The organism is Streptomyces sp. NPDC107581 (genome assembly GCF_055657175.1).
The window spans coordinates 518,413-540,669 of record NZ_JBVKBH010000007.1; the positions used below are offsets into that span (position 1 = coordinate 518,413).

Genomic DNA, 22,257 nt, shown 5'->3' on the forward strand with positions numbered 1-22,257 from the left:
ACCCGTAATTCCGCGATCCGGACGTCCGGTGCACCGGCCGCCGCCGCTCTCAGAACTTGGTGGTGCCCTCCTTGACCCATCCCGAGCCGCCCAGCGGGAACTCGTAGGCGGGCCGCCCGTTGTTGCCGCTCGTGCGGAACGGCCGGCCGTGGTCGTCCAGGCGCAGCGTGCCGTGGCGTGCGCCGCTGGACCAACTCAGCTCCAGGTACCAGCTCACGTCGTACGCGGAGGCGTCGGCCGTGATGTAGAAGACCTCCGGGTCGGACTCGCTCACCTTGAACGGGAAGTTCGGCTGCCCCGACTCCGGGAGGACCACGGGGTGCGGCGCGTCCAGGGCCACGGTGAAGGAGCGGGTCGGGACGCCACCGCCGCAGCCCACGCCCGGAAAGCCCATGATGTAGTCGTTCCAGGCCAGGGGCGTGCGCCGGCCCGCCGTGCGCACGGTCAGACGGTCGACGACCACGGTCTCCTGACCGGTGCCCTGCACGGTGAGCGTGACGTACTGCTTCTCCGAGGAGACGGCGCCGTGCGCGGCCACCCACGCCGTCGCGTCGTCCTCGGGCGGCGGCGGGGACACCTTCGCCGGCGGACGGTCGATCAAGTAGCGCTGGGAGCAGGGGCTTTCCCAGGTGTACGGCTGGGTGGCGACGGTCAGGGGCGGCGCCGCGGTGTCGGGTGCGGCGCCGGAGACAGGCGGTGTCTGGCCCCGGGCGTCCGCGCTCGGTCCGTCCCCCGGTGCGGCGGAGGCGGAGGCCGGCGTTGACCCGGCGGCCGAGGGGGACGGCGAACCGCTGTGCTCCGGCCCCTTCGAGGTGCTCGCCCCGCCCGCTTCCCGTCCCTGTGCCGACGCGGCCCCGGCGGGAGTGCCGCGCCCGTCGTCCGAGCCGCCGGAGGGCAGCCGCACCGCCAGCGCGACGGCTCCGAGAACGGCGGCGACGGCGATCCCCGCGACGAGGGCGGTACGGGCACGGCGACGCGCCCCCGCGGGGCGCGGATCCTCCTGCGGGCGCGCACCTTCCGGCGAGGGCGAGGGCGAGGGCGAGAGGCCGGACTCGGACACCGAAGGCTCTGGCTCCGGCCCTGGCCCTGGCCCTGGCTCCGCCAACGGCTCGGCCCCGAACCCGGATCCAGGCTCGGACCCGGACCCGGCCCCGAACTCAGGCTCGGTCCCGGATACCGGCAGCCGCTCCGCCTTCGGCCCGGTCTGCTCCGACTTCGGCCCGGTCTGCTCGCCCTTCGGCCCGGTCTGCTCCGACTTCGGCCCGGTCTGCTCGCCCTTCGGCCCGGTCTGCTCCCCCTTCCGCCCCCGCATCGCATCCGCCAGCACCCACCGCCGGTGCAGCTCGACCAGTTCCCCGGGCGAGGCCTTGCAGAGGCGGGCGAGGCGTTCCACGGGGGCGTAATCCGCCGGAACAGCATCCCCGTTGCAGTAGCGGTGGAGGGTCGACGTACTCATGTGGAGCCGTTTGGCAAGGACGCCGTAGCTGAGCCCCGAACGGTCCTTCAACTCCCGCAGCAGCTCGGCGAAAGCGGCGCCAGCAGTGCTGTCCGGCACTGTTCCTCCATCCCCCTGCCCCATCCCCGCGTTCCAGGGAAGGGCTGTTTCCCCAGGTCAAGGCCTATGAGGGCATTCCAGCGTCCCTGATCGTCCGCCAGGTGTGGCAGGCGGGACGGCATCCCCCACAAGCTGTGGCCATCCAAGCACGCCACCCCTTCGGAAGAGAGATCTGCCATGCGCACCCGCCGTACCCATCTGCTCGCCGTGACCGGAGCCGCCCTCGCCGCCCTCGCCCTCACGGCGTGCGACGACGGCACGGGAACGAAGGACAGCGGTGCGGCGCAGCCCTCCGCGACCTCGGCCGCGGCCGGCGGGGGCAAGGGCACCTCGGCGCCCGCCTCCGGCACGACGGCACAGACGGGCTCCTCGTCGGGCTCATCGGGCTCGTCGGGCTCATCCGGCTCCGCCAAGGGCTCCTCGACGTCCTCGGGCTCGGGCTCCTCCGGCGGCTCGGGCTCCTCCAGCGGGCCGGGCTCCTCCGGCGCGTCGGGCTCCTCGTCGTCGGGCGGCGGCTCCTCGGACGCGTCGGACCCGAAGAACCGCGTCCTGTGCAACGGCTCCAACACCCGCGTCACCGCGCAGCCGGTGTCCCACCCGCTCAACCACATGCTCATCACGGTCAAGAACACCGGCTCGAAGTACTGCGACCTGACCTACTACCCCGTCCTGCGCTTCGACGAGATGCAGTGGGTGCCGCAGGCCGACGAGAAGACCCACCCGCAGGCCGTGACGACCCTCGCGCCCGGTGAGTCCGGCTACGCGGCCGTCCTGCTCTCCTCCGCCGACGGCAGCGGCCAGGGCGGCACGACGGGCCACGGGCTGACCGTCGGCTTCCAGGGCATGACCCCCAACAGCAGCGGCGGCGCCGCCGCGACCCCGGCGCTGCCGGCCAAGGGCGTGTACTACGACAGCTCGCTGAAGGTCACTTACTGGCAGCAGAACCCGGGCGACATCGCCGGCTGGTGAACGGCCGAGGCCGCCCGGGCAACAGCCCGGGCGGCCTCGGCAGAGCAGCTGTACCGGCGCCGCATCACGCGAACGCCGGGACCTCCTTCGGGTTCGGGCCGTACTTGTTCGCGCCCGCCTCGCTGTCGGAGCAGTAGAAGACCAGCAGCACGATGGAGCCGATCAGCGGGATGATCCCGATGAGGAGCCACCAGCCGGAGCGGCCCGTGTCGTGCAGTCGGCGCACCGCGACACCCCACGCCGGCAGCAGGAAGGCAACCAGGGCGAGGCCCACGATGTAGGGCGCGTGGACCGCGGCGCCGATGCCCATCAGCACGACGTAGATGATCCACGCGAACAGCATGAACAGCCAGTACTCCTTGCGGCGCGCGCGCCCGGCGAATACGGCGTACTTCTTCAGCGCCTCGATGAACCAGCTCATGACATCCCCCCAGGGATCGACGTTCAGACCCTCCGGAACGGATCAGGCCAGGCGCAGAGACTAGGGGGTTCAGAATGAGCACGTCATGCGCGATACGGAGCGCCCGAAACATCGATTTCAGGACAGATCCGTCTCAGATACCAGGCTGTTCCCGTCACGGCCGCCGGACGTTCCCGGAATCGAGTTCACTCCGTGGCCGAAACGAGTACACACCGTGGCCGCTCCGCCGCTTCCCCGGTATCGAAACGATCTCCAACCGTGTCCGTCGGCGAAGCTGCAACCCGTCCGTCGGCGCAGCTTCCGCCCTCTGCCGGCGCAGCCACCGCGCCGTCCGCCGGCGCGGCCACCGCCCCGCCCGTCAGCGCAGCTTCTGCGCCACCTCGGTCGCCCAGTACGTGAGGATGTTGCGCGCCCCGGCCCGCTTGATGCCGGTCAGCGTCTCGAAGATGGCCCGGTCCCGGTCCACCCAGCCCTTCTCGGCGGCGGCCTCGACCATCGAGTACTCGCCGGAGATCTGGTAGGCGGCCACGGGCACGTCGACGCTGTCGGCGACCTTGGCCAGGATGTCGAGGTACGGTCCGGCCGGCTTGACCATCACCATGTCGGCGCCCTCGGCCAGGTCCAGCTCCAGCTCCCGCAGGGCCTCACGCCAGTTGGCCGGATCCTGCTGGTAGGTCTTCCGGTCGCCCTGGAGGGAGGAGGCGACGGCCTCACGGAAGGGGCCGTAGAAGGCGGAGGAGTACTTGACGGTGTAGGCGAGGACGGCGACGTCCTCGCGGCCGATCTGGTCCAGCGCGTCGCGGATGACGCCGACCTGACCGTCCATCATCCCGCTGGGACCCACCACATGGGCCCCCGCATCGGCCTGCACCTGGGCCATCTCGGCGTACCGCTCCAGGGTGGCGTCGTTGTCGACGCGCCCCTGGGCGTCCAGCACTCCGCAGTGCCCGTGGTCGATGGTCTCGTCGAGGCACAGGTCGGACATGACGAGCAGCTCGTCCCCGACCTCGGCGCGCACGTCCCTGATGGCGACCTGGAGGATCCCGTCCGGGTCGGTGCCCGCGGTCCCGAGCGCGTCCTTCTTGCTCTCCTCCGGCACGCCGAAGAGCATGATCCCGGAGATCCCGGCCTCCACCGCCTCCAGGGCGGCCTTCTTCAGGCTGTCACGGGTGTGCTGGACGACACCGGGCATGGCCGCGATCGGCACGGGCTCGCTGACGCCCTCCCGGACGAACGCCGGAAGGATGAAGTCGGCGGGATGCAGCCGCGTCTCTGCGACCATCCGCCGCATGACGGGCGAGGTCCGCAGCCGCCGGGGGCGCGTGCCGGGGAAGGATCCGTACTTCGTCATGCCTTCTACGCTACGCCCGCCCAAAGGGCGCCTTTACCGACGGTGCGTCGGGGATCGGGCCGCACCGGACATGCCCCCGGTCCCGGCCTTTTCCCTGCTCCCTGCCGCGGCCTGTGCCCCGGTCCCGGCCCTGGTCCCGGCAGCAGGAAAGCCCCGTCCGTCCCGTGCGGGACGGCGGGGCTTCCAGGGGCGGCCCGCTCAGGGCGGCACCGTCAGGAGCCGGGCCATGGGCCAGGGGCCACGCGGCCTAGGTGGTGGACCGGCGCCGCCGGGCCCCCGGCCGGCGCTCACTCGGCCGGGTCACCGGATCCCCGGCCTCCAGGGCGGCGGCCCGCCGCTTGAGACCGAAGTCGGCCAGCGCTTCGGCCAGCTTGTGCACGGACGGCTCCGGAGCCATCACGTCCACCCGAAGACCGTGTTCCTCCGCGGTCTTGGCCGTGGCGGGGCCGATGCACGCGATCACCGTGACGTTGTGCGGCTTGCCGGCGATGCCCACCAGGTTCCGGACCGTGGACGACGACGTGAAGAGCACCGCGTCGAAGCCGCCGCCCTTGATCGCCTCCCGCGTCTCCGCCGGCGGCGGCGAGGCCCGCACGGTCCGGTAGGCCGTGACGTCGTCGACCTCCCAGCCCAGCTCGATCAGCCCGGCGACCAGCGTCTCCGTGGCGATGTCGGCCCGCGGCAGGAACACCCGGTCGATCGGGTCGAACACCGGGTCGTACGGCGGCCAGTCCTCCAGCAGACCCGCGGCCGACTGCTCGCCCGACGGCACCAGGTCCGGCTTCACGCCGAAGGCGACCAGCGCCCTGGCGGTCTGCTCGCCCACCGCCGCGACCTTGATGCCGGCGAAGGCACGGGCATCGAGCCCGTACTCCTCGAACTTCTCCCGTACGGCCTTCACCGCGTTGACCGAGGTGAAGGCGATCCACTCGTAGCGGCCCGTCACCAGGCCCTTGACGGCACGTTCCATCTGCTGGGGCGTGCGCGGCGGCTCGACGGCGATCGTCGGGACCTCGTGCGGCACGGCACCGTAGGACCGCAACTGGTCGGAGAGCGAGGCCGCCTGCTCCTTCGTACGCGGCACGAGTACCTTCCAGCCGAACAGCGGCTTGGACTCGAACCACGACAGCTGGTCGCGCTGGGCGGCGGCGGAACGCTCGCCGACCACGGCTATCACCGGTCGGCCGCCGTCCGGCGACGGCAGCACCTTCGCCTGCTTCAGCGTCTGCGCGATCGTGCCGAGCGTCGCCGTCCAGGTCCGCTGCCGGGTCGTCGTACCCGCGACGGTGACCGACAAAGGAGTGTCCGGCTTGCGGCCCGCGGAGACGAGTTCGCCCGCGGCCGCCGCGACGGAGTCCAGCGTCGTCGACACCACCACGGTGCCGTCGGACGCGCCCACCTCCGTCCAGCAACGGTCGGAGGCGGTACGGGCGTCCACGAACCGGACGTCCGCGCCCTGCGCGTCCCGCAGCGGCACACCCGCGTACGCGGGCACGCCGACCGCGGCCGCCACACCCGGTACGACCTCGAAGGGCACACCGGCGGCGGCGCAGGCGAGCATTTCCTCGGCCGCGTACGTATCAAGTCCTGGATCCCCGGACACGGCACGGACGACCCGCCTGCCGCCCCGCGCAGCCTCCATGACAAGATGAGCGGCATCCCTCAGGGGCGGGACGGCAGCGGGTTTTGACGTGCCGTCAACGACCGCCAGCTGGGGCGTGCCCGGAAGCGGATCCGAGGAGGAGACCGCGTCCATCGGCACGACGGAGACACCCTGTCGGGCGTGCGTCCGGATCACGTCGAGCACCTCGTGCTCGGCGACCAGGACGTCCGCGTTCGACAGCGCCTCCACGGCGCGCAGAGTCAGCAGTCCCGGATCCCCGGGTCCGGCACCGAGGAAGGTGACGTGCCCGTGTTCCGGACCGGCGGGAAGGGTGGTGGGGCTCAATGTGCTCGCTCCCCCATCAGACCGGCCGCGCCCTGGGCGAGCATCTCGGTGGCAAGGTTGCGACCGAGTGCCATCGCCTGGTCATGCGTCTGGGGCACGGGACCGGTGGTGGACAGCTGCACCATGCGGGTGCCGTCGGTCGTGCCGACGACGCCGCGCAGGCGCATTTCCTTGACAATCTGCCCGTCGGCCAGAAGGTCGGCCAGCGCGCCCACAGGGGCGCTGCAGCCGGCCTCCAGGGCGGCGAGCAGTGACCGTTCGGCGGTGACGGCGGCCCGCGTGTACGGGTCGTCGAGCTCGCCGAGCGCCGCGATCAGGTCCGCGTGGTCCGCGGCACACTCGATCGCCAGGGCCCCCTGGCCGGGGGCGGGCAAAACCGTGTCGACCGACAGGAAGTCGGTGACCTCGTCGCTGCGGCCGATCCGGTTCAGTCCGGCGGCGGCCAGCACGACGGCGTCCAGCCGGCCGTCGTGGACGTATCCGATCCGCGTGTCGACGTTGCCGCGGATCGCGACCGTCTCGATGTCCAGGCCGTGGGCGCGCGCGAACGCGTTCAGCTGCGCCATGCGGCGGGGAGAGCCGGTGCCGATGCGGGCGACCCCCTTCGGGGAGGACGCGGCCAGGTCCGTGAACTTCAGCGCGTCCCGGGCGACGATCGCGTCCCGCGGGTCCTCGCGCACCGGAACGGCGGCCAGGACCAGTTCCTCGGGCTGCGTGGTCGGCAGGTCCTTGAGCGAATGAACCGCGAAGTCCACCTCGCCCTTCAGGAGCGCGTCGCGCAGCGCCGTGACGAACACGCCGGTGCCGCCGATCTGCGCGAGCGCCTCGCGGGAGACATCGCCGTACGTGGTGATCTCGACCAGCTCGACGGGCCGGCCGGTCACCCGGCTCACGGCGTCCGCCACCTGCCCGGACTGGGCCAGGGCGAGCTTGCTCCGCCTCGTCCCCAGTCTCAAAGCCTTCTCAGTCATGCCGGTCGGTCCTTCTTTTCTGTGCTGTCCTCGGCCCGGGAGACGGCGGCCACCGTCTCGGGGTCGAGGTCGAACAGGGTGCGCAGTGCGTCCGCGTACCCGGCGCCGCCGGGCTCGGCCGCGAGCTGTTTGACCCTCACGGTCGGCGCGTGCAGCAGCTTGTCGACGACCCGGTGCACGGCCTGGCGGATCTCGCCGCGCTGGCGTTCGTCCAGGTCGGGCAGGCGGCCGTCGAGCCGCGCGATCTCACCGGCGACGACGTCGGCGGCCATGGTGCGCAGCGCGACCACGGTCGGCGTGATGTGCGCCGCCCGCTGTGCCGCGCCGAAGGCCGCGACCTCGTCGGAGACGATACGCCGCACCTGGTCCACATCGGCCGCCATCGGGGCGTCCGCGGAGGCCTCGGCGAGGGACTCGATGTCCACGAGCCGCACCCCGGCCAGCCGGTGCACGGCCGCGTCGATGTCGCGCGGCATGGCGAGGTCGAGGAGGAACAGGGCCGGGGCCGGGCGCGGGATCACGGCGACCGGTTCGGGCTTGCGGCGCTCGGCGATACGGCCGACGGTGGCGGCGGTCGCGGCCAGCGCGGTGATCAGCTCGGCGTCGGCCTCGGGGCTGCGCCGGGTGCTCTCGCGCCGGTCGACGGTGCCGTTGTCCACCCAGGCCGCGTGCTGCTCCAGGGTGGCCGCGTCCATGCCGGCCACGGCGGCCTCGCCGAGCACGGAGAAGCCGGTCGCGCCCTGTACGGCGGCCAGGTCCAGCGGGCAGTTCTCCTCGGCGCCGGCGGGCGGCAGTGCGGCCGCGGGCTGCACGGCCGTCGGACCGAGGTCCGCGGCCGGCTGCCCGGTGCGGCCCTCGACCGCCTGCGCGACCGCCTCCGCGGTCAGTACCAGGCCCGTGGCCCCGGTGCAGGAGACGACGACGTCGGCACGTGTCAGCTCGCTCGGCACGGCATCCATCCGTACCGCGCGGGCGGTCACCGCCGCGTCGGCGCTCTCGCCGAGGATGCGGGCGAGGCGTTCGGCGCGCTCGAAGGTGCGGTTGGCGACGACGACCTCGGTGATCCCGGCGCGCGCGAGCGTCGCGGCGGCCAGGGACGACATCGACCCGGCGCCGATGACCAGGGCGCTGCGGCCCGCGGCCCATTCCCCGACGTCCCCGCCCGCGGCCAGCTGTTCCAGGCCGAAGGTGACCAGGGACTGGCCGGCCCGGTCGATGCCGGTCTCGGAGTGGGCGCGCTTGCCGACCCGCAGGGCCTGCTGGAACAGGTCGTTCAGCAGCTTGCCGGCGCTGTGCAGCTCCTGGGCCCGGGCCAGGGAGTCCTTGATCTGGCCGAGGATCTGCCCCTCGCCGACGACCATCGAGTCCAGACCGCAGGCCACCGAGAACAGATGGTGGACGGCCCGGTCCTCGTAGTGGACGTAGAGGTAGGGCGTCAGTTCCTCCAGGCCGACCCCGCTGTGCTGGGCGAGCAGCGTGGACAGCTCGGCGACACCGGCGTGGAACTTGTCCACGTCGGCGTACAGCTCGATGCGGTTGCAGGTGGCGAGCACCGCGGCCTCGGTGGCCGGTTCCGCGGCGACCGTGTCCTGGACCAGCTTGGCCTGGGCGTCCGTGCTCAGCGCGGCTCTCTCCAGCACGCTCACGGGTGCGCTGCGGTGGCTCAGCCCCACGACGAGGAGACTCATGCCGGCATCACGGCGGGTACGTCCCCGTCGGGCCCCTGGTCGGCGGAATCGGCGGCGGCCGCGCCACGGGGGGCGGCCGCGGGCAGCGCGCCGTCACCCGCGGCGGTCTCCTCGCCGGCCTTGCGCTGCTCGTGGAAGGCGAGGATCTGCAGCTCGATGGAGAGGTCGACCTTGCGCACGTCGACGCCGTCCGGGACGGACAGCACGGTCGGCGCGAAGTTCAGGATGGAGGTCACACCGGCGGCCACGAGCCGGTCGCAGACCGGCTGGGCGGCACCGGCCGGGGTGGCGATGACCCCGATGGAGACCCCGTTGTCGTGGATGATCTTCTCGAGTTCGTCCGTGTGCTGGACGGGGATGCCCGCGACCGGCTTTCCGGCCATCGCCGGGTCGGCGTCGATCAGCGCGGCCACCCGGAAACCACGGGAGGCGAAGCCGCCGTAGTTGGCCAGGGCGGCGCCGAGGTTACCGATACCGACGATGACAACCGGCCAGTCCTGGGTCAGGCCGAGTTCACGGGAGATCTGGTAGACGAGATACTCCACGTCGTAGCCGACACCGCGCGTTCCGTAGGAGCCCAGGTACGAGAAGTCCTTGCGCAGCTTGGCGGAGTTGACCCCCGCCGCCGCGGCCAGCTCCTCGGAGGAGACCGTGGGGACCGAGCGCTCCGACAGTGCGGTCAGGGCTCGGAGGTACAGCGGAAGCCTGGCGACGGTGGCCTCGGGAATCCCTCGGCTACGGGTCGCCGGTCGGTGTGTTCGGCCAGTTGCCACGGTGCTCCTGCGGGTAGAGCGGGGCTGCAGGCGGTCATACGTCCCCAGACCGCCCCGTCGACAGCAGGCTATGTCTTTGTGAACGCGTGCACAAAGATGGTGTCCGATTTGCCCGGCCAACGTGACCGGGGTCACGCACGTCTTTCCGGTGCCCGTCGGGAACCTTCCTGGGGGCAAAACCGACACACTCCTCGTGAATCCCGCCCCCGAGACCAAACCGCCGTCGATCCTAAGGGACGCTCGGCACCTGTTGTACTACTCGGTCAGTTCCTTGCGCAGACGGCTCTCGTCCACCCGCCAGAAGGTGTGCTGCCGGCCGTCGATCAGGACGACGGGAATCTGCTCCCAGTACTGGTCGTGCAGCGCTTGGTCCTCGGTGATGTCCTTCCGCTCCCAGGGCACACCGAGTTCGCCGCAGACCCTCTCGATCACGGCCTCCGCGTCGTCGCACAGATGGCAGCCGGGCTTGCGGACGAGCGTGACCGTTCGGTCCTGAGGGGCGGCCTTACGCCGGAAGAGGGGACTCATGCCGGCCATTCTCGCCCTTCTTTAACGACGCGGTCGCGGAGAGTTCACACCCTTCCAACCTCTCGACTCCGGAACTCCCGAACAAACTGGCTATGCTCACGCCATGGCCGCTCTCGGATGGCTCACTCCCCGTAGGCGCTCCGCCACGGCGCGGAGCGTGTTGGCAGGCGAGGCCTCGGCGGAGGCCGCCCGCAAGTCCTCGCAGGAAGCACAGGAAGCGCAGCAGACCCCTGAGGTCGCCGAGCTGGAACCGCAGTTCCCCGTCGTCGGCGACGACAAGGCGGCCGCCTTCTTCGACCTCGACAACACCGTGATGCAGGGCGCGGCGCTGTTCCACTTCGGGCGGGGCCTGTACAAGCGGAAGTTCTTCGAGACGCGCGACCTGGCCAGGTTCGCCTGGCAGCAGGCCTGGTTCCGGCTGGCCGGGGTCGAGGACCCCGAGCACATGCAGGACGCCCGCGACTCTGCGCTGTCCATCGTCAAGGGCCACCGCGTCGCCGAGCTGGAGACCATCGGCGAGGAGATCTACGACGAGTACATGGCCGACCGCATCTGGCCGGGCACCCGGGCCCTCGCCCAGGCCCACCTGGACGCGGGCCAGAAGGTCTGGCTGGTCACGGCCGCCCCGGTCGAAATCGCGCAGGTCATCGCCCGCCGCCTCGGCCTGACGGGCGCGCTCGGCACGGTGGCGGAGTCGGTCGACGGCGTCTACACGGGCAAGCTGGTCGGCGAGCCGCTGCACGGCCCGGCGAAGGCGGAGGCGGTACGGGCCCTGGCCGCGGCCGAAGGCCTGCACCTCTCCCGCTGCGCCGCCTACAGCGACAGCCACAACGACATCCCGATGCTCTCCCTGGTCGGCCACCCCTACGCGATCAACCCGGACACCAAGCTCCGCAAACACGCCCGGGAAAAGGACTGGCGCCTGCGGGACTACCGGACGGGCCGCAAGGCGGCGAAGGTCGGCATCCCGGCGGCAGCGGGCGTCGGCGCGGTGGCCGGCGGCACGGCAGCCGCCATCGCCCTGAGCCGACGCCGCCGATAACCCCGCAGCTCATCGGCGGACGACCGCCGCAAGCCCGGGGCCCGTGCCCGGCCGCGGGCCCCGCAGCGGCCGGGCACGCGGTTCCCCGCACCCCTTCGGGAACGCCCGCGCCTCTTCGGGAACGCCCGCGCGCCTCCTGGACCGCCCGCGCCTCTTCGGGCATGCCCGTGGCCTGCAACGCCCGGGGCCTGGAGCGGTCGCGTCCTGGAGCACTCGCACCTCCCCCGCCTCCGCCCGCCCGATCCCGACGACGGTCCACGCGCCTGCCGCCACCCACGTACCCGGTGCCCGACGGCCGCCACCCGCCACCCACGCGCCCCGTGCGCGACGGGCGGCACCCGCGTGTCATGTGCCCGGCGGCCCGCCCCGGTGTGTCATGTGCCTGACCGACGGCATCTGACATCTGGGGTCTGCCGCCGGATTATGCCTGCCGTTCCCCAACACGCCCCCCACATTGCCGAAACCAACCATTTTCCGATCAATAACCGATCACTCTACGGAACTTGATGGGTCGTCATTCGGATACAGAAGCGACGCAATCGACGATTTGAGCAACTCGGTGTAGCAGTGCCTGCACGAAGCGTTATTCTCCTCAGACGCAAACCGGTACCCCTCCGTCGCTACGACGGGTGAACGGTCCCGTACTGCACGTGATGGAAGCTCTGCCTCTGGGAGTCCCGTGTACCCACACGTCGGGGTTGACGCCTCGGGCCTGGCTACGCTGCGCCAAACGGTCGCAGCGGTCAAAGAGACGCTGCGCGGGTTCGTCCCCACCGCGTACGCCGTCCCCGCCTTCGCCACCGCCGCACCACCCGTAGGGCCGTGCTATGCACTGGCCGAGAGCAGCGCAGCCGTCGGCAGACGCAGCCGCACGACCGGCGCGGCCACCACCCGCCGGCCGGCCGCCGACAGTGACAGCGCCCGGATGATGGACCTCGTCGAGCGCGCCCAGTCCGGCGAGGCCGAGGCATTCGGCCGCCTCTACGACCAGTACAGCGACACGGTGTACCGCTACATCTATTACCGAGTGGGAGGCAAGGCAACCGCCGAGGACCTGACGAGCGAGACCTTTCTGCGGGCGCTCCGCAGGATCGGCACCTTCACCTGGCAGGGCCGCGACTTCGGCGCCTGGCTGGTGACGATCGCCCGCAACCTCGTCGCCGACCACTTCAAGTCCAGCCGCTTCCGGCTGGAGGTCACCACCGGCGAGATGCTCGACGCCAACGAGGTCGAGCGCTCCCCCGAGGACTCCGTCCTGGAGTCCCTCTCCAACGCCGCGCTGCTCGACGCCGTGCGCCGGCTCAACCCCCAGCAGCAGGAATGCGTGACGCTCCGGTTCCTGCAGGGCCTCTCCGTCGCCGAGACCGCTCGCGTGATGGGCAAGAACGAGGGCGCCATCAAGACCCTCCAGTACCGGGCCGTGCGCACCCTCGCCCGGCTCCTGCCGGACGACGCGCGCTGACCGTCCGCCACCGTGGGCGACGTTCAACTCACGTTCCGTAAACGCCCGTTGACTTTCTGACCCGATCATCCGCCGTCCGTAACCCAAGTGCCGCGCCAGTCGTTGTGCGGGATACAGGCTCCCTGTGGTCACGTCCTGGCCGCCCCTGATCGCTCGATCGGGTGGAAGTGGTCGCGGGCGTGCAACCCTCAGGACCCCCTGGGGAGTCGACCGTCATGACGAGAGGAGGTGCCGCCAGTGATCGCGAATGTATCGGCGCACCGGCGGGCGAACGCCTTCGCCCAGGCCCTGGAGGAGCAGTCCGACCGGGACACGGCGGCCGAGCAGTCCGCAGCACCGGCGGAATCACCGCCGACCGCCGAGGAACTCACGGAGCAGGGCCGGATGTTGGCCCGGGCTGCGGATCTCGGCGCGCTGCCCAGGCCGCAGCTCGACCCCGAGGTCAAGGTCGTCCAGCGGGCCCAGCTGGTGGCCGCGATGGAGGCCATGCTCCAGGAGGGCACCGTGGGCGGGGCGGCGGATGCGTCGGTGCCCGAGCAGCGTGCCAGAGGCAGGGGCGCGCACCGGGCGAGCCCGCTGGGCAAACTGCGACCGCGTTCCCGGCTGACCAAGGGGCTCGCCGCGGGCGGGCTCAGCGTCGGCGTGGCCGCCGGAGCCTTCGGCGGGGTCGCCGCCGCCAGCTCCGACGCCCTGCCCGGCGACTCGCTCTACGGCCTCAAACGCGGCATGGAGGACTTCAGGCTCAACTACCTGAGCGACGGGGACGACGAGCGCGGCCAGACCTACCTCGACCAGGCCTCCACCCGGCTGAGCGAGGCGCGTCGGCTGATGGAGCGGGGCCGCGGCGGCCACCTCGACCACGAGTCCATCGGCGAGATCCGCCGCACCCTGTCCGGCATGCAGCACGACGTGACCGAAGGCCACCGCCTGCTGCACGCGGCCTATGAGCGCGACCCCGGTTCCCTGGGCCCCATCCAGGCCCTCTCCGTCTTCTCCCGGTCCCACCGCGAGGCCTGGAGCGCGCTGAGCAACAAGCTGCCCGTGCAGCTCGGCGACGTCAAACAACAGGTCTCGTCGGTCTTCGACGCCATAGACCAAGAGGTCGCCCCGCTGCAGTCCCTGCTCCCGCAGCAGCCCGCCCAGACCGGCGGCGGCAAGCGGCAGGGCTCCGGATCGCCGTCCACCGGCTCCTCCGGCACCCACCGCGCGGCCGCGCCCAGCACCGGCGGCACCCCGTCCGCCGGCAAGCACGCGGGCTCCAGCAGCCCCAGCGGCCCGGCCACCGGCGAGAGCGGGTCCGGCCTGATCGGGGGCAACACAGGCGGTCTGCTCGACCCGCCGAAGATCGGCTCCGAGAGCGGCTCCCCGTCCACCAGCAAGCCGCCCACCAGCGCGCCGGACGTCACCCTCCCTCCGCTCCTGCCGGGGCTGCTGCCCGGCCTGGGCATCAACGGCGAGGACGCGAACTAGACACCACACAGGTACGGCAGCGGGGGCACCCCTTTCCGAGCAGGGGCGCCCCCGTCGCCGTACCTGGCCGCACCCGGACGCCGCGTCCGGACGGCCGGCCGGCGGCCTCAGAAGAACACCGACCTCCGCTGCACCAACAACTTGTACAGCGTGTGCTGGATCTGCTCCCGGACCTGGTCGGTCAGGTTGAACATCAGCATCGGGTCCTCGGCCGCCTCCGGCGGATAGCCGTCCGTCGGGATCGGCTCGCCGAACTGGATCGTCCACTTGGTGGGCAGCGGAACCGCCCCGAGCGGCCCGAGCCACGGAAACGTCGGTGTCAGCGGGAAGTACGGGAAGCCCAGAACCCGCGCGAGCGTCTTGGAGTTGCCGATCATCGGGTAGATCTCCTCGGCCCCGACGATCGAGCAGGGGATGATCGGCGTGCCCTGGCGCAGCGCCGTCGAGACGAAACCGCCCCGGCCGAACCGCTGCAGCTTGTAGCGCTCACTGAACGGCTTCCCGATGCCCTTGAAGCCCTCCGGCATCACCCCGACCAGCTCGCCCTGTCCCAGCAGCCGTTCGGCGTCCTCCGCGCAGGCGAGGGTGTGCCCCAGCTTGCGGGCGAGTTCGTTGACCACCGGCAGCACGAAGACCAGGTCGGCCGCGAGCAGCCGCAGATGCCGGTCGGCGGGGTGGTGATCGTGTACGGCGACCTGCATCATCAGGCCGTCCAGCGGCAGCGTCCCGGAATGGTTGGCGACGATCAGCGCGCCGCCCTTGGCCGGGATGTTCTCGATGCCCTTCACCTCGACCCGGAAGTACTTCTCGTACACCGGCCGCAGCAGCGACATCAGGACCTGGTCGGTCAGCTCCTCGTCGTAGCCGAAGTCGTCGACCTCGTAGTCCCCGGTCAGCCGGCGGCGCAGGAAGGCCAGACCGCTCGCGACACGCCGTTCGAGGCCGCCGGCCCCGGGCGGCTCGGCGAGCGGCTGTTCCTCACGGTTCACGGGAACATCATCCTGCGGCACAGCCCTGGTGGGCAGGGGCTGGACCTCGCCGACCGGCGCGGGCTCACCGGCCGCGCCGCGCCGGCTCACCGCACTCCGGCGCCGCGACGGCCGCTGCACGGCACCTCCGCGGGTCCGGTCGTCGTCGAACGGAATGACCTTGGCGTCCGCCATCGTTGCTGCGCTCCTCAGTTGGCGCTGTGCGTCGGGAGGTGCCCGCTGCCCCTCGCGGCAAGCGTGGCGATCCGGTCCACGGCCCCCGCGAGGGCCTCCGGCGGCAGCAGCCCGGGGCCCTCGCTGCGCGCGAAGTCCGCGAACGTCTCCGCCGTCGTGTACTTGGGCTGGAATCCGAGCGTCTCGCGCATCTGGTCCGTGGCCACCACCCGGCCGTGCGTGAGAAGCCGGATCTGCTCCGGGGAGAAGTCCGTCATGCCCAGCGTACGCACCAGGGAACCGGCCCAGGTGACCGCCGGCAGCAGCAGCGGCACGGTCGGCCGCCCGAGCCGTCGCGAGCACTGCGAGAGCAGCAGGACGCCGTCCCCGGCGATGTTGAAGGTGCCGCTGTTGAGGGTGCCCCGGCGCGGCTCGTGGGAGGCGATCCGCAGCACCTCGATGACGTCGTCCTCGTGCGCGAACTGCAGCCGGGGGTCGTAGCCGAACACGGTCGGCAGCACGGGCAGCGCGAAGTACGAGGCGAGGGGGGTGTCCGCGGCCGGCCCGAGGATGTTGGCGAACCGCAGCACGCACACGGCGACGTCCGGCCGCCGCCGGGCGAACCCGCGCACGTACCCCTCGACCTCCACCGCGTCCTTCGCGAAGCCGCCGCTGGGCAGCGACTTGGGCGGGGTCGTCTCGGTGAACACGGCGGGATCCCGCGGCGCGGACCCGTAGACATTCGTACTGGACTTGACCACCAGCCGCCGCACGGTCGGCGACTTCTGGCAGGCGCCGAGCAGCTGCATGGTGCCGATGACGTTGGTCTCCTTGACCGTGGCCCGGTTGCCGCCGCGCAGCGCGGTGGCGGTCACGTCCAGGTGGACGACCGTGTCGGCGCCCGTCTCGGCGAGCACCCGCGCGATCGTGGGCTGGCGGATGTCGGCCTGGATGAAGTCGGCCCCGCCCAGATGGTGCGCCGGAGGCAGCGCGTCCACGGCGATCACCCGGTCGACGTCCGGGTCCCGCTGGATCCGCCGGACGAACCTGCCGCCCAGCTGCCGGGCCACTCCGGTGACGAGCACGACCTTTCCCAAGATCAGCGCCTTCCTTCCCGATCCCGTGCGAAATCCGGTCTCAGCCCGCGTTCCCCGTGTGCGGCCAACTTAGCGGGTCGATGTTGCGCTGTGATGACCGCCCGATGCACGAGGTGACCGAAATTCCCCAGTCGGAATATGCCGACACACCTGCGGATATGCGGGGGCAGATATGCCTGTGGCCCCCCACCGCACTGGATGGGGGGCCACAGGGCCACGCTCTCGCGACGCCGCTTACTTCTTGTTGCGGCGCTGAACGCGCGTGCGCTTGAGCAGCTTGCGGTGCTTCTTCTTGGCCATCCGCTTGCGCCGCTTCTTGATAACAGAGCCCACGACTACCCTCGCTCACTTCTCATCACTCGGTTGTTTGGGCGCCATGGGCCCACACGACCTACGAGGGGCTAGCCTACCCGCTTGAGCGTCGAGCCTGTAATCGAGGGTTGTTCCGGGGTCTCCGAAAGCGCCGTCAGGCCGTCTCCACCCCCACATAGCTCTCGCGCAGGTACTCGTGTACCGCTTGCTCGGGGACGCGGAAGGACCGCCCCACCCGGATCGCGGGCAGATGACCGCTGTGCACCAGCCGGTACACGGTCATCTTCGACACTCGCATCACCGCGGCAACCTCCGCCACGGTCAGGAACACAACCTCGTTCAGAGGCCTCTCGCCAGCTGCAGCCATGACACACCTGAACCTTCCGCACTCGACGGGCCACCGGCTTCCCCTTCCGGTGACTCTTCGTCGTTGCGTGCTCACTCCCCAATGTAGGGGCGGGTGATGCGAGTGGGGAAGAGGTGCACCCATCGGCGGCCTACTGTGACAGACACGCTCGATTGAGTACGTAGCGGGTCAACGGCCGGTAGTAAGCAGACCGCACGCCATCATCAACCGGAACGGCGACGGACACGACCCCCTCCGCCTCTCCCACGAACAGCGCGGGATCATCCGTATCTGCCAGACCGATGGCCTCGAACCCCAGCTGACCTGCACCGCAGACCCAGCCGTGGTCACCGATCACCAGCTCGGGCAGGGGCCCGCCCACCTCGGCCGCGGCCGCCAGGGCGACCCGAACCGGGAGCGGCGAGTGGCTGTGCAGCCCCGGCTCACAACCGGGGCGCTCGCCCTCCGGTTCCCGCACCAAGGCAACACCTCGTACGTAGTCGAGGTGGCACGTGCGTAGACCGAACCGGGTCAATATGTCGACACAGCGACCCTGCGCGGGGGTGAGCACCTCACACCCCACCGCCGACAGCGCGTCCGCCAAGCCGCCGTAGAACCCGAGCAGCCGGTGCGGATGCCCGGTGCCGAGGAGCACGGGCGCGCGCCGCCGGGCCGCACTCCGGATGCGCTCCGCGAATGCGTCGAGCGCGGCCAGCGTCCGCTCCGGATCGATCACATCCGGCCCCGAAGTGTGCCGCGGATCGGCCGAAACCCCGCACTTCTCCGCCATCAACGCAAGCAGCTCCCGCTGCCCCCAGCTCCACTCGGGATCGATCCCGATCAGCACCCGAGGATCCCGGGCCGCGAACAGCCGATAGCTGCGAAGACTGTCCTCCCGGGAGGTGGCCACCTCCCCGGCGAGCCGGGCGGACAGCAGATGCACACGGAGGGCATCAGCAGTCAACACGGATGCGATGGTGACTCATTGGGGGGCGGGCCCGCGCAGAGAACGGGGAAAGACCGCACGGTTGGCGTAATGGCTGTTCCCGGACGCCGCCTCGACCGACCGAGACGGGCCGGAGAATGCGGAACGGGCGGAGGGCCGGAGGGCGGAGCCCCCCGGGCGCTCACGGCAACAGCCCCCGCAGGGGAAACGAGGCCCGCCGAGTGGCCAGCACAGCCTGATCGAGCCGGTCGGCGGGGTCGTAACCCGACGCCCAGGAAGCGAACGACACCGGCCACCGCCCATCGGTCATCCGCTGCGGCCCCAACTGCCGGGTCCGGGCGAACACCTCCTGCCGCCACCCCTCGGGAATCATCGCCTCGGGAGCGACCTCCCGCCCCGCGGCGATCCCCACCAGATGCGTCCACGACCGCGGCACCACGTCCACCACCGCATAGCCGCCGCCCCCCAACGCGACCCACTTGCCGCCCGCGTGCTCGTGCGCCAGCTCGTGACACGCCACCTGCACGGCCCGCTGCGCATCCAGCGACACCGCGAGATGCGCCAGCGGATCCTCGAAGTGCGTATCGGCCCCGTGCTGCGACACCAGCACCTGCGGCCGGAACTCCGCCAGCAGCTCAGGCACCACCGCGTGGAACGCCCGCAGCCACCCCGCGTCCCCGGTCCCCGCCGGCAGCGCCACATTCACGGCCGCCCCCTCGCCCGCCCCGGCCCCCGTCTCCTGAGGCCACCCGGTCTGCGGGAACAACGTACGGGGATGCTCGTGCAGCGAGATCGTCAGCACCCGCGGGTCCTCCCAGAACGCGGCCTGGACCCCGTCCCCGTGATGCACGTCGACGTCCACGTAGGCGACCCGCTCGGCCCCCAGCTCCAGCAGCCGAGCGATGGCCAGGGACGCGTCGTTGTAGACACAGAACCCCGACGCGCCCCCGGGCATCGCATGGTGCAGTCCGCCCGCGAAGTTCACGGCGTGATCGACGTCCTCCCGCCACACCGCCTCCGCCGCCCCCACCGACTGCCCCGCGATCAGCGCGGACACCTCGTGCATCCCGGCGAACGCGGGATCGTCCACCGTACCGAGGCCGTACGACCCGTCGGCCGACCGCGGATCCGCCGACGCGGCCTTCACGGCGTCGATGTAGTCCTCCCGGTGGACCAGCCGCAGCGTCGACTCCCCGGCCGGCTTCGCCGCGACGACCTCCAGCTCCCGGTCGAGCCCGAAGGCACCCACCAGTTTCCGGGTCAGCTCCAGCCGGACCGGATCCATCGGATGGTCCGGCCCGAAGTCATAGCCCGTTACTGCCTCGTCCCACATCAGCTGTGCGCGGCCGCTCATGCCCGCCACCGTATCGGTCCGGTTGAGCCGCGAACGACCTGGCGTACACCAGCGTCACCAGCACCAACACCATCGGCACGAGCATGGCCCCCCGGTAGCTCCACGCATCCCCGAGCGCCCCCACCAACGGCGAACCGACCAGGAAACCGACGTAGTTGAAGATGTTGAGCCGGGCGATCGCCGCATCCGACGCCCCCGGGAACAGCCGTCCCGCCGCGGCGAACGTCTGCGGAACCAGCACACACAGCCCCAGCCCCAGCAGCGTGAACCCGAGCATCCCGACCCACGCGTCCGGCGCCGCGGACACCACCGCGAACCCGCCGGCCGCCACCACCGCCCCGAGCCGTACGACCGCTGCCGCGCCGAACCGCCGTACCCCGAAGTCGCCTATGGCCCGCCCCGCCAGCGTGGTCACCATGTACACGTTGTAGGGGACGGTCGCCAGCTGCTCGGAACTGCCCAGCACGTCCTTCAGATACTTCGCGCTCCAGTTGGAGACGGTCGAGTCCCCGATGTACGCGAAGGTCATCACCAGGCACAGCGGCAGCAGCAGCCTGAAGACAACGGCCCCGCCCGCCCCCTGCTCCTGCGCCACGGGCGCCGGCTCCCCGTCGACGTACCACCGGCTCCCCACCAGCGCCGCCGGCAGCAGTACGGCCACCACCGGCAGGTACGACACCCAGAGCGCGAGATGCCAGTGGGCGCCCGCCCACGCCAGCGAGGCCCCGACGATCCCGCCCAGGCTGTAGGCGGCATGGAAACTCAGCATGATGCTGCGCCCGTACGACCGCTGCAGGCTCACCCCGAGCATGTTCATCGAGGCGTCCAGCGCACCGACCGCCAGCCCGAACACGCCCAGCGCCACGGCCAGATCGGCCAGCTGCCCGCCCGCCCCCGCACCCAGCAGCGCCAGCAGCACCACCGGCTGGGACCAGCGCAGCAGCCGGCTGGGCCGTACCCGCTTGACCAGTTGCTCGGTGGTCACGCTGCCGGCCCCGGCGAGGATCGGCACGGCGGCCAGGAAGACCGGCAGCAGCGCGTCCGAGATGCCGTACCGGTCCTGGATGGCCGGAATGCGCGTCACCAGCAGCGCGAAGGCGGCTCCCTGGGCGAAGAAGCTGAACGCCAACGAGGCCCTACCGCGCCGCAGCACATCAGTCATGGCGGCGAGCGTAGGGCCCCGGCTTACCTGTGGGTAGATCCAGCCAAAGATGAATTTCCTTCAGCTTCCCTGAGGCGAGGCTCAGGCGGCGACGGCGACCTCGGGCCTCCCGGCCTTGCCGGCCTCGACCTCGGCGGTCAGCATCTTCTCCATCGGCTCGACGGCCAGGCCGCCGCCGACGACGAAGGCGATCGCCATGGCACCGATCAGGAAGACCGTCCCGAGCCACACCATGGTGTCCACGGGGACGGTGTACGCACCCACGAGCCGCGCGACGCACTCGGCGAGCAGGGCCACACCCCAGACGACGGAGAACGCCCGCTCCTTGCGCAGGAAGGCCGCCGACCCGGCCGCGGTGCCGGCCACCAGCCGCTCCCAGGCGGCTTCCTTGGCCGCGTCCCCCTTCACCAGGAAGGGCTTCATGCCGGCCGTCATCATCGGCTTCCCGAGCGCGACGGAGACCAGGATCCCGATGGCGACCGTGCTGCTGATCCCGCTGTCCTTGGCGAGCATCAGCCGCGGGTCCCCGGAGACGAAGCTCAGCACCAGCGAGACGATGTTGACGATCAGGATGAGGCCGGCCAGGGCGTTGGTCTTCCGCTCCTTGACCAGGCCCCACACCGTCCGCACCGCGGGCACCACGCTGCTCCAGGCGAGCGCCGCGAAGGTGCTCATCCCGAAGGCGTCCTTGAAGAGGTAGTACGAGCCGAGCGGCACCGCCACATCCACGATCAGCGGCTTGAAGTTGTCCAGCACGCTCGGGTTCTGCTTCTGGTCGGTGCTCCGGCCCGGGTTCCCCGTGTTCTTCGTCATGCCCTCAGCTTCGCCGAGGCAGGGGGTCCGCCAGTAGAAACGATCGTCCGGAGGACTGCATGACAATTGTCAGCCCCCGGCCGATGGCCCCTGTCATTTCAGCAGGTCGGCCAACTGCCGCGGATCGCTGAAGAGTCGCCCGGCCTCGGCTCCCGCGTGCAGCAGCCGCTCCGGGGGAGTCATGGCGGTGAACCCGTAGACGTCCATCCCGGCCTCCCGCGCCGCCAGCACCCCGAGCGGTGAGTCCTCGACGACCGCGCACCGCTCCGGCGCGACGCCCATCCGCTCGGCCGCGTACAGGAAGAGATCGGGCCACGGCTTCCCGCGCCCCACGTCCTCCGAGCTGAAGATCCGCCCCTCCTCGAACCACCGGTCGAGCCCGGTCGTCCGGTGCCCCACCCGGATCCGCGCATGACTGCCGGAAGAGGCCACGCAGTACGGCACCCCGTCCGCGACCAGCTTCTCCAGTACGTCGGTGACGCCGGCCACCGGCTTCAACTCCCGCTCGAACGCGGCGAACACGCGCGCGTGGAAGACGTCGTCGAAGTCCGCCGGCAATGACCGCCCGCTCCGCTGCTCGACCAGTTCGTGCACCCGGTTCATGGCGGCACCCATGTAGTCCCGTATGGACTCCTCGTAGGTGGTGGGATGCCCCAGCTCGGTGAGGTAGTCGGCCAGGAACCGATTGGAGAGGGGTTCGCTGTCCACGAGGACACCGTCGTTGTCGAAGATGACGAGGTCATAGCGCATGGGTTCAACCCTAAACGCAGAAAACCCCCGCATCTTTCGATGCGGGGGTTTTCTCAAAATTTGTTCGGCGGCGTCCTACTCTCCCACAGGGTCCCCCCTGCAGTACCATCGGCGCTGTGAGGCTTAGCTTCCGGGTTCGGAATGTAACCGGGCGTTT

General features: G+C 71.2%; 21 protein-coding genes and 1 rRNA gene. 4 read left to right on the forward strand and 18 right to left on the reverse strand.

What is annotated here, in order from left to right; translation table 11 throughout:
• Window positions 1–49: 49 nt before the first annotated feature.
• Entirely contained in the window at window positions 50–1,555 is a 1,506-nt protein-coding gene (locus ACZ7P3_RS21285; RefSeq protein ID WP_472083824.1) for a helix-turn-helix domain-containing protein, read from the reverse strand.
• Between the two features lie 177 nt (window positions 1,556–1,732).
• Between ACZ7P3_RS21285 and ACZ7P3_RS21290 the strand changes: the two genes are divergently transcribed.
• The gene (locus tag ACZ7P3_RS21290; RefSeq protein ID WP_472083826.1) at window positions 1,733–2,524 is read left to right on the forward strand and encodes a DUF4232 domain-containing protein; all 792 of its coding nucleotides are present in this window, start codon (window positions 1,733–1,735) and stop codon (window positions 2,522–2,524) included.
• A 64-nt stretch (window positions 2,525–2,588) separates the two neighbouring features.
• On the opposite strand, the gene ACZ7P3_RS21295 is transcribed toward ACZ7P3_RS21290, so the two are convergent.
• From ACZ7P3_RS21295 to ACZ7P3_RS21325, 7 genes are all read right to left on the reverse strand, one after another.
• Window positions 2,589–2,945 carry a DUF805 domain-containing protein gene (locus tag ACZ7P3_RS21295; protein WP_472083828.1) on the reverse strand — a complete coding sequence of 119 codons (357 nt, stop codon included), beginning with the start codon at window positions 2,943–2,945 and terminating at the stop codon, window positions 2,589–2,591.
• Between the two features lie 358 nt (window positions 2,946–3,303).
• A complete protein-coding gene (gene hemB / locus ACZ7P3_RS21300; protein ID WP_472083830.1) occupies window positions 3,304–4,296 on the reverse strand; it encodes a porphobilinogen synthase in 993 nt (330 codons plus the stop codon).
• Between the two features lie 247 nt (window positions 4,297–4,543).
• Complete coding sequence (locus ACZ7P3_RS21305) at window positions 4,544–6,244, reverse strand: bifunctional uroporphyrinogen-III C-methyltransferase/uroporphyrinogen-III synthase (protein ID WP_472083832.1); 1,701 nt, start codon at window positions 6,242–6,244, stop codon at window positions 4,544–4,546.
• Window positions 6,241–7,215 (reverse strand): hydroxymethylbilane synthase, encoded by a 975-nt coding sequence (gene hemC, locus ACZ7P3_RS21310; RefSeq protein WP_472083834.1) that lies wholly within the window; start codon window positions 7,213–7,215, stop codon window positions 6,241–6,243. The genes ACZ7P3_RS21305 and hemC overlap by 4 nt, the downstream gene beginning before the upstream one ends.
• Window positions 7,212–8,903, reverse strand: coding sequence for a glutamyl-tRNA reductase (locus tag ACZ7P3_RS21315; protein WP_472083836.1), 1,692 nt, complete (start codon window positions 8,901–8,903; stop codon window positions 7,212–7,214). The genes hemC and ACZ7P3_RS21315 overlap by 4 nt, the downstream gene beginning before the upstream one ends.
• Window positions 8,900–9,676, reverse strand: a complete 777-nt coding sequence (locus tag ACZ7P3_RS21320; protein WP_472083838.1) for a redox-sensing transcriptional repressor Rex — start codon at window positions 9,674–9,676, stop codon at window positions 8,900–8,902. The genes ACZ7P3_RS21315 and ACZ7P3_RS21320 overlap by 4 nt, the downstream gene beginning before the upstream one ends.
• A 255-nt stretch (window positions 9,677–9,931) precedes the next feature.
• Entirely contained in the window at window positions 9,932–10,213 is a 282-nt protein-coding gene (locus tag ACZ7P3_RS21325; RefSeq protein ID WP_472083840.1) for a glutaredoxin family protein, read from the reverse strand.
• A 94-nt stretch (window positions 10,214–10,307) separates the two neighbouring features.
• Here ACZ7P3_RS21325 and ACZ7P3_RS21330 point away from each other — a divergent pair, with 94 nt between their 5' ends.
• The 3 genes from ACZ7P3_RS21330 (at window position 10,308) to ACZ7P3_RS21340 (ending at window position 14,178) form a co-directional block, all read left to right on the forward strand.
• A complete protein-coding gene (locus ACZ7P3_RS21330) occupies window positions 10,308–11,246 on the forward strand; it encodes an HAD family hydrolase (protein ID WP_472083842.1) in 939 nt (312 codons plus the stop codon).
• Window positions 11,247–11,925: 679 nt separating this feature from the next.
• Complete coding sequence (locus tag ACZ7P3_RS21335; RefSeq protein WP_472083844.1) at window positions 11,926–12,708, forward strand: ECF subfamily RNA polymerase sigma factor, BldN family; 783 nt, start codon at window positions 11,926–11,928, stop codon at window positions 12,706–12,708.
• Window positions 12,709–12,945: 237 nt separating this feature from the next.
• Window positions 12,946–14,178, forward strand: coding sequence for a DUF5667 domain-containing protein (locus ACZ7P3_RS21340; protein WP_472083846.1), 1,233 nt, complete (start codon window positions 12,946–12,948; stop codon window positions 14,176–14,178).
• A 107-nt stretch (window positions 14,179–14,285) separates the two neighbouring features.
• Here ACZ7P3_RS21340 and ACZ7P3_RS21345 read toward each other — a convergent pair whose 3' ends face one another.
• The 10 genes from ACZ7P3_RS21345 to rrf form a co-directional block, all read right to left on the reverse strand.
• On the reverse strand, window positions 14,286–15,341 hold the full coding sequence (locus tag ACZ7P3_RS21345; RefSeq protein WP_472083848.1) for a lysophospholipid acyltransferase family protein: 1,056 nt from the start codon (window positions 15,339–15,341) through the stop codon (window positions 14,286–14,288).
• A 14-nt stretch (window positions 15,342–15,355) separates the two neighbouring features.
• On the reverse strand, window positions 15,356–16,417 hold the full coding sequence (locus ACZ7P3_RS21350) for an NAD-dependent epimerase/dehydratase family protein (RefSeq protein WP_472083850.1): 1,062 nt from the start codon (window positions 16,415–16,417) through the stop codon (window positions 15,356–15,358).
• A gap of 234 nt (window positions 16,418–16,651) precedes the next feature.
• Entirely contained in the window at window positions 16,652–16,750 is a 99-nt protein-coding gene (locus ACZ7P3_RS21355) for a 30S ribosomal protein bS22 (RefSeq protein ID WP_003948845.1), read from the reverse strand.
• A gap of 133 nt (window positions 16,751–16,883) precedes the next feature.
• Window positions 16,884–17,096, reverse strand: coding sequence for a helix-turn-helix domain-containing protein (locus ACZ7P3_RS21360; protein WP_451295841.1), 213 nt, complete (start codon window positions 17,094–17,096; stop codon window positions 16,884–16,886).
• 130 nt (window positions 17,097–17,226) lie between these two features.
• Complete coding sequence (locus tag ACZ7P3_RS21365) at window positions 17,227–18,042, reverse strand: phosphatase (protein ID WP_472083852.1); 816 nt, start codon at window positions 18,040–18,042, stop codon at window positions 17,227–17,229.
• Between the two features lie 160 nt (window positions 18,043–18,202).
• Window positions 18,203–19,375 carry an acetoin utilization protein AcuC gene (locus ACZ7P3_RS21370; RefSeq protein WP_472083854.1) on the reverse strand — a complete coding sequence of 391 codons (1,173 nt, stop codon included), beginning with the start codon at window positions 19,373–19,375 and terminating at the stop codon, window positions 18,203–18,205.
• A complete protein-coding gene (locus tag ACZ7P3_RS21375) occupies window positions 19,326–20,537 on the reverse strand; it encodes an MFS transporter (protein ID WP_472083856.1) in 1,212 nt (403 codons plus the stop codon). Before ACZ7P3_RS21375 ends, ACZ7P3_RS21370 begins: the two co-directional genes overlap by 50 nt.
• An 81-nt stretch (window positions 20,538–20,618) precedes the next feature.
• The gene (locus ACZ7P3_RS21380) at window positions 20,619–21,350 is read right to left on the reverse strand and encodes a VC0807 family protein (protein ID WP_472083858.1); all 732 of its coding nucleotides are present in this window, start codon (window positions 21,348–21,350) and stop codon (window positions 20,619–20,621) included.
• A 93-nt stretch (window positions 21,351–21,443) separates the two neighbouring features.
• On the reverse strand, window positions 21,444–22,100 hold the full coding sequence (locus ACZ7P3_RS21385) for an HAD family hydrolase (protein WP_472083860.1): 657 nt from the start codon (window positions 22,098–22,100) through the stop codon (window positions 21,444–21,446).
• A 62-nt stretch (window positions 22,101–22,162) separates the two neighbouring features.
• Window positions 22,163–22,257 (reverse strand): 5S ribosomal RNA (rrf, locus tag ACZ7P3_RS21390); the annotation flags it as partial.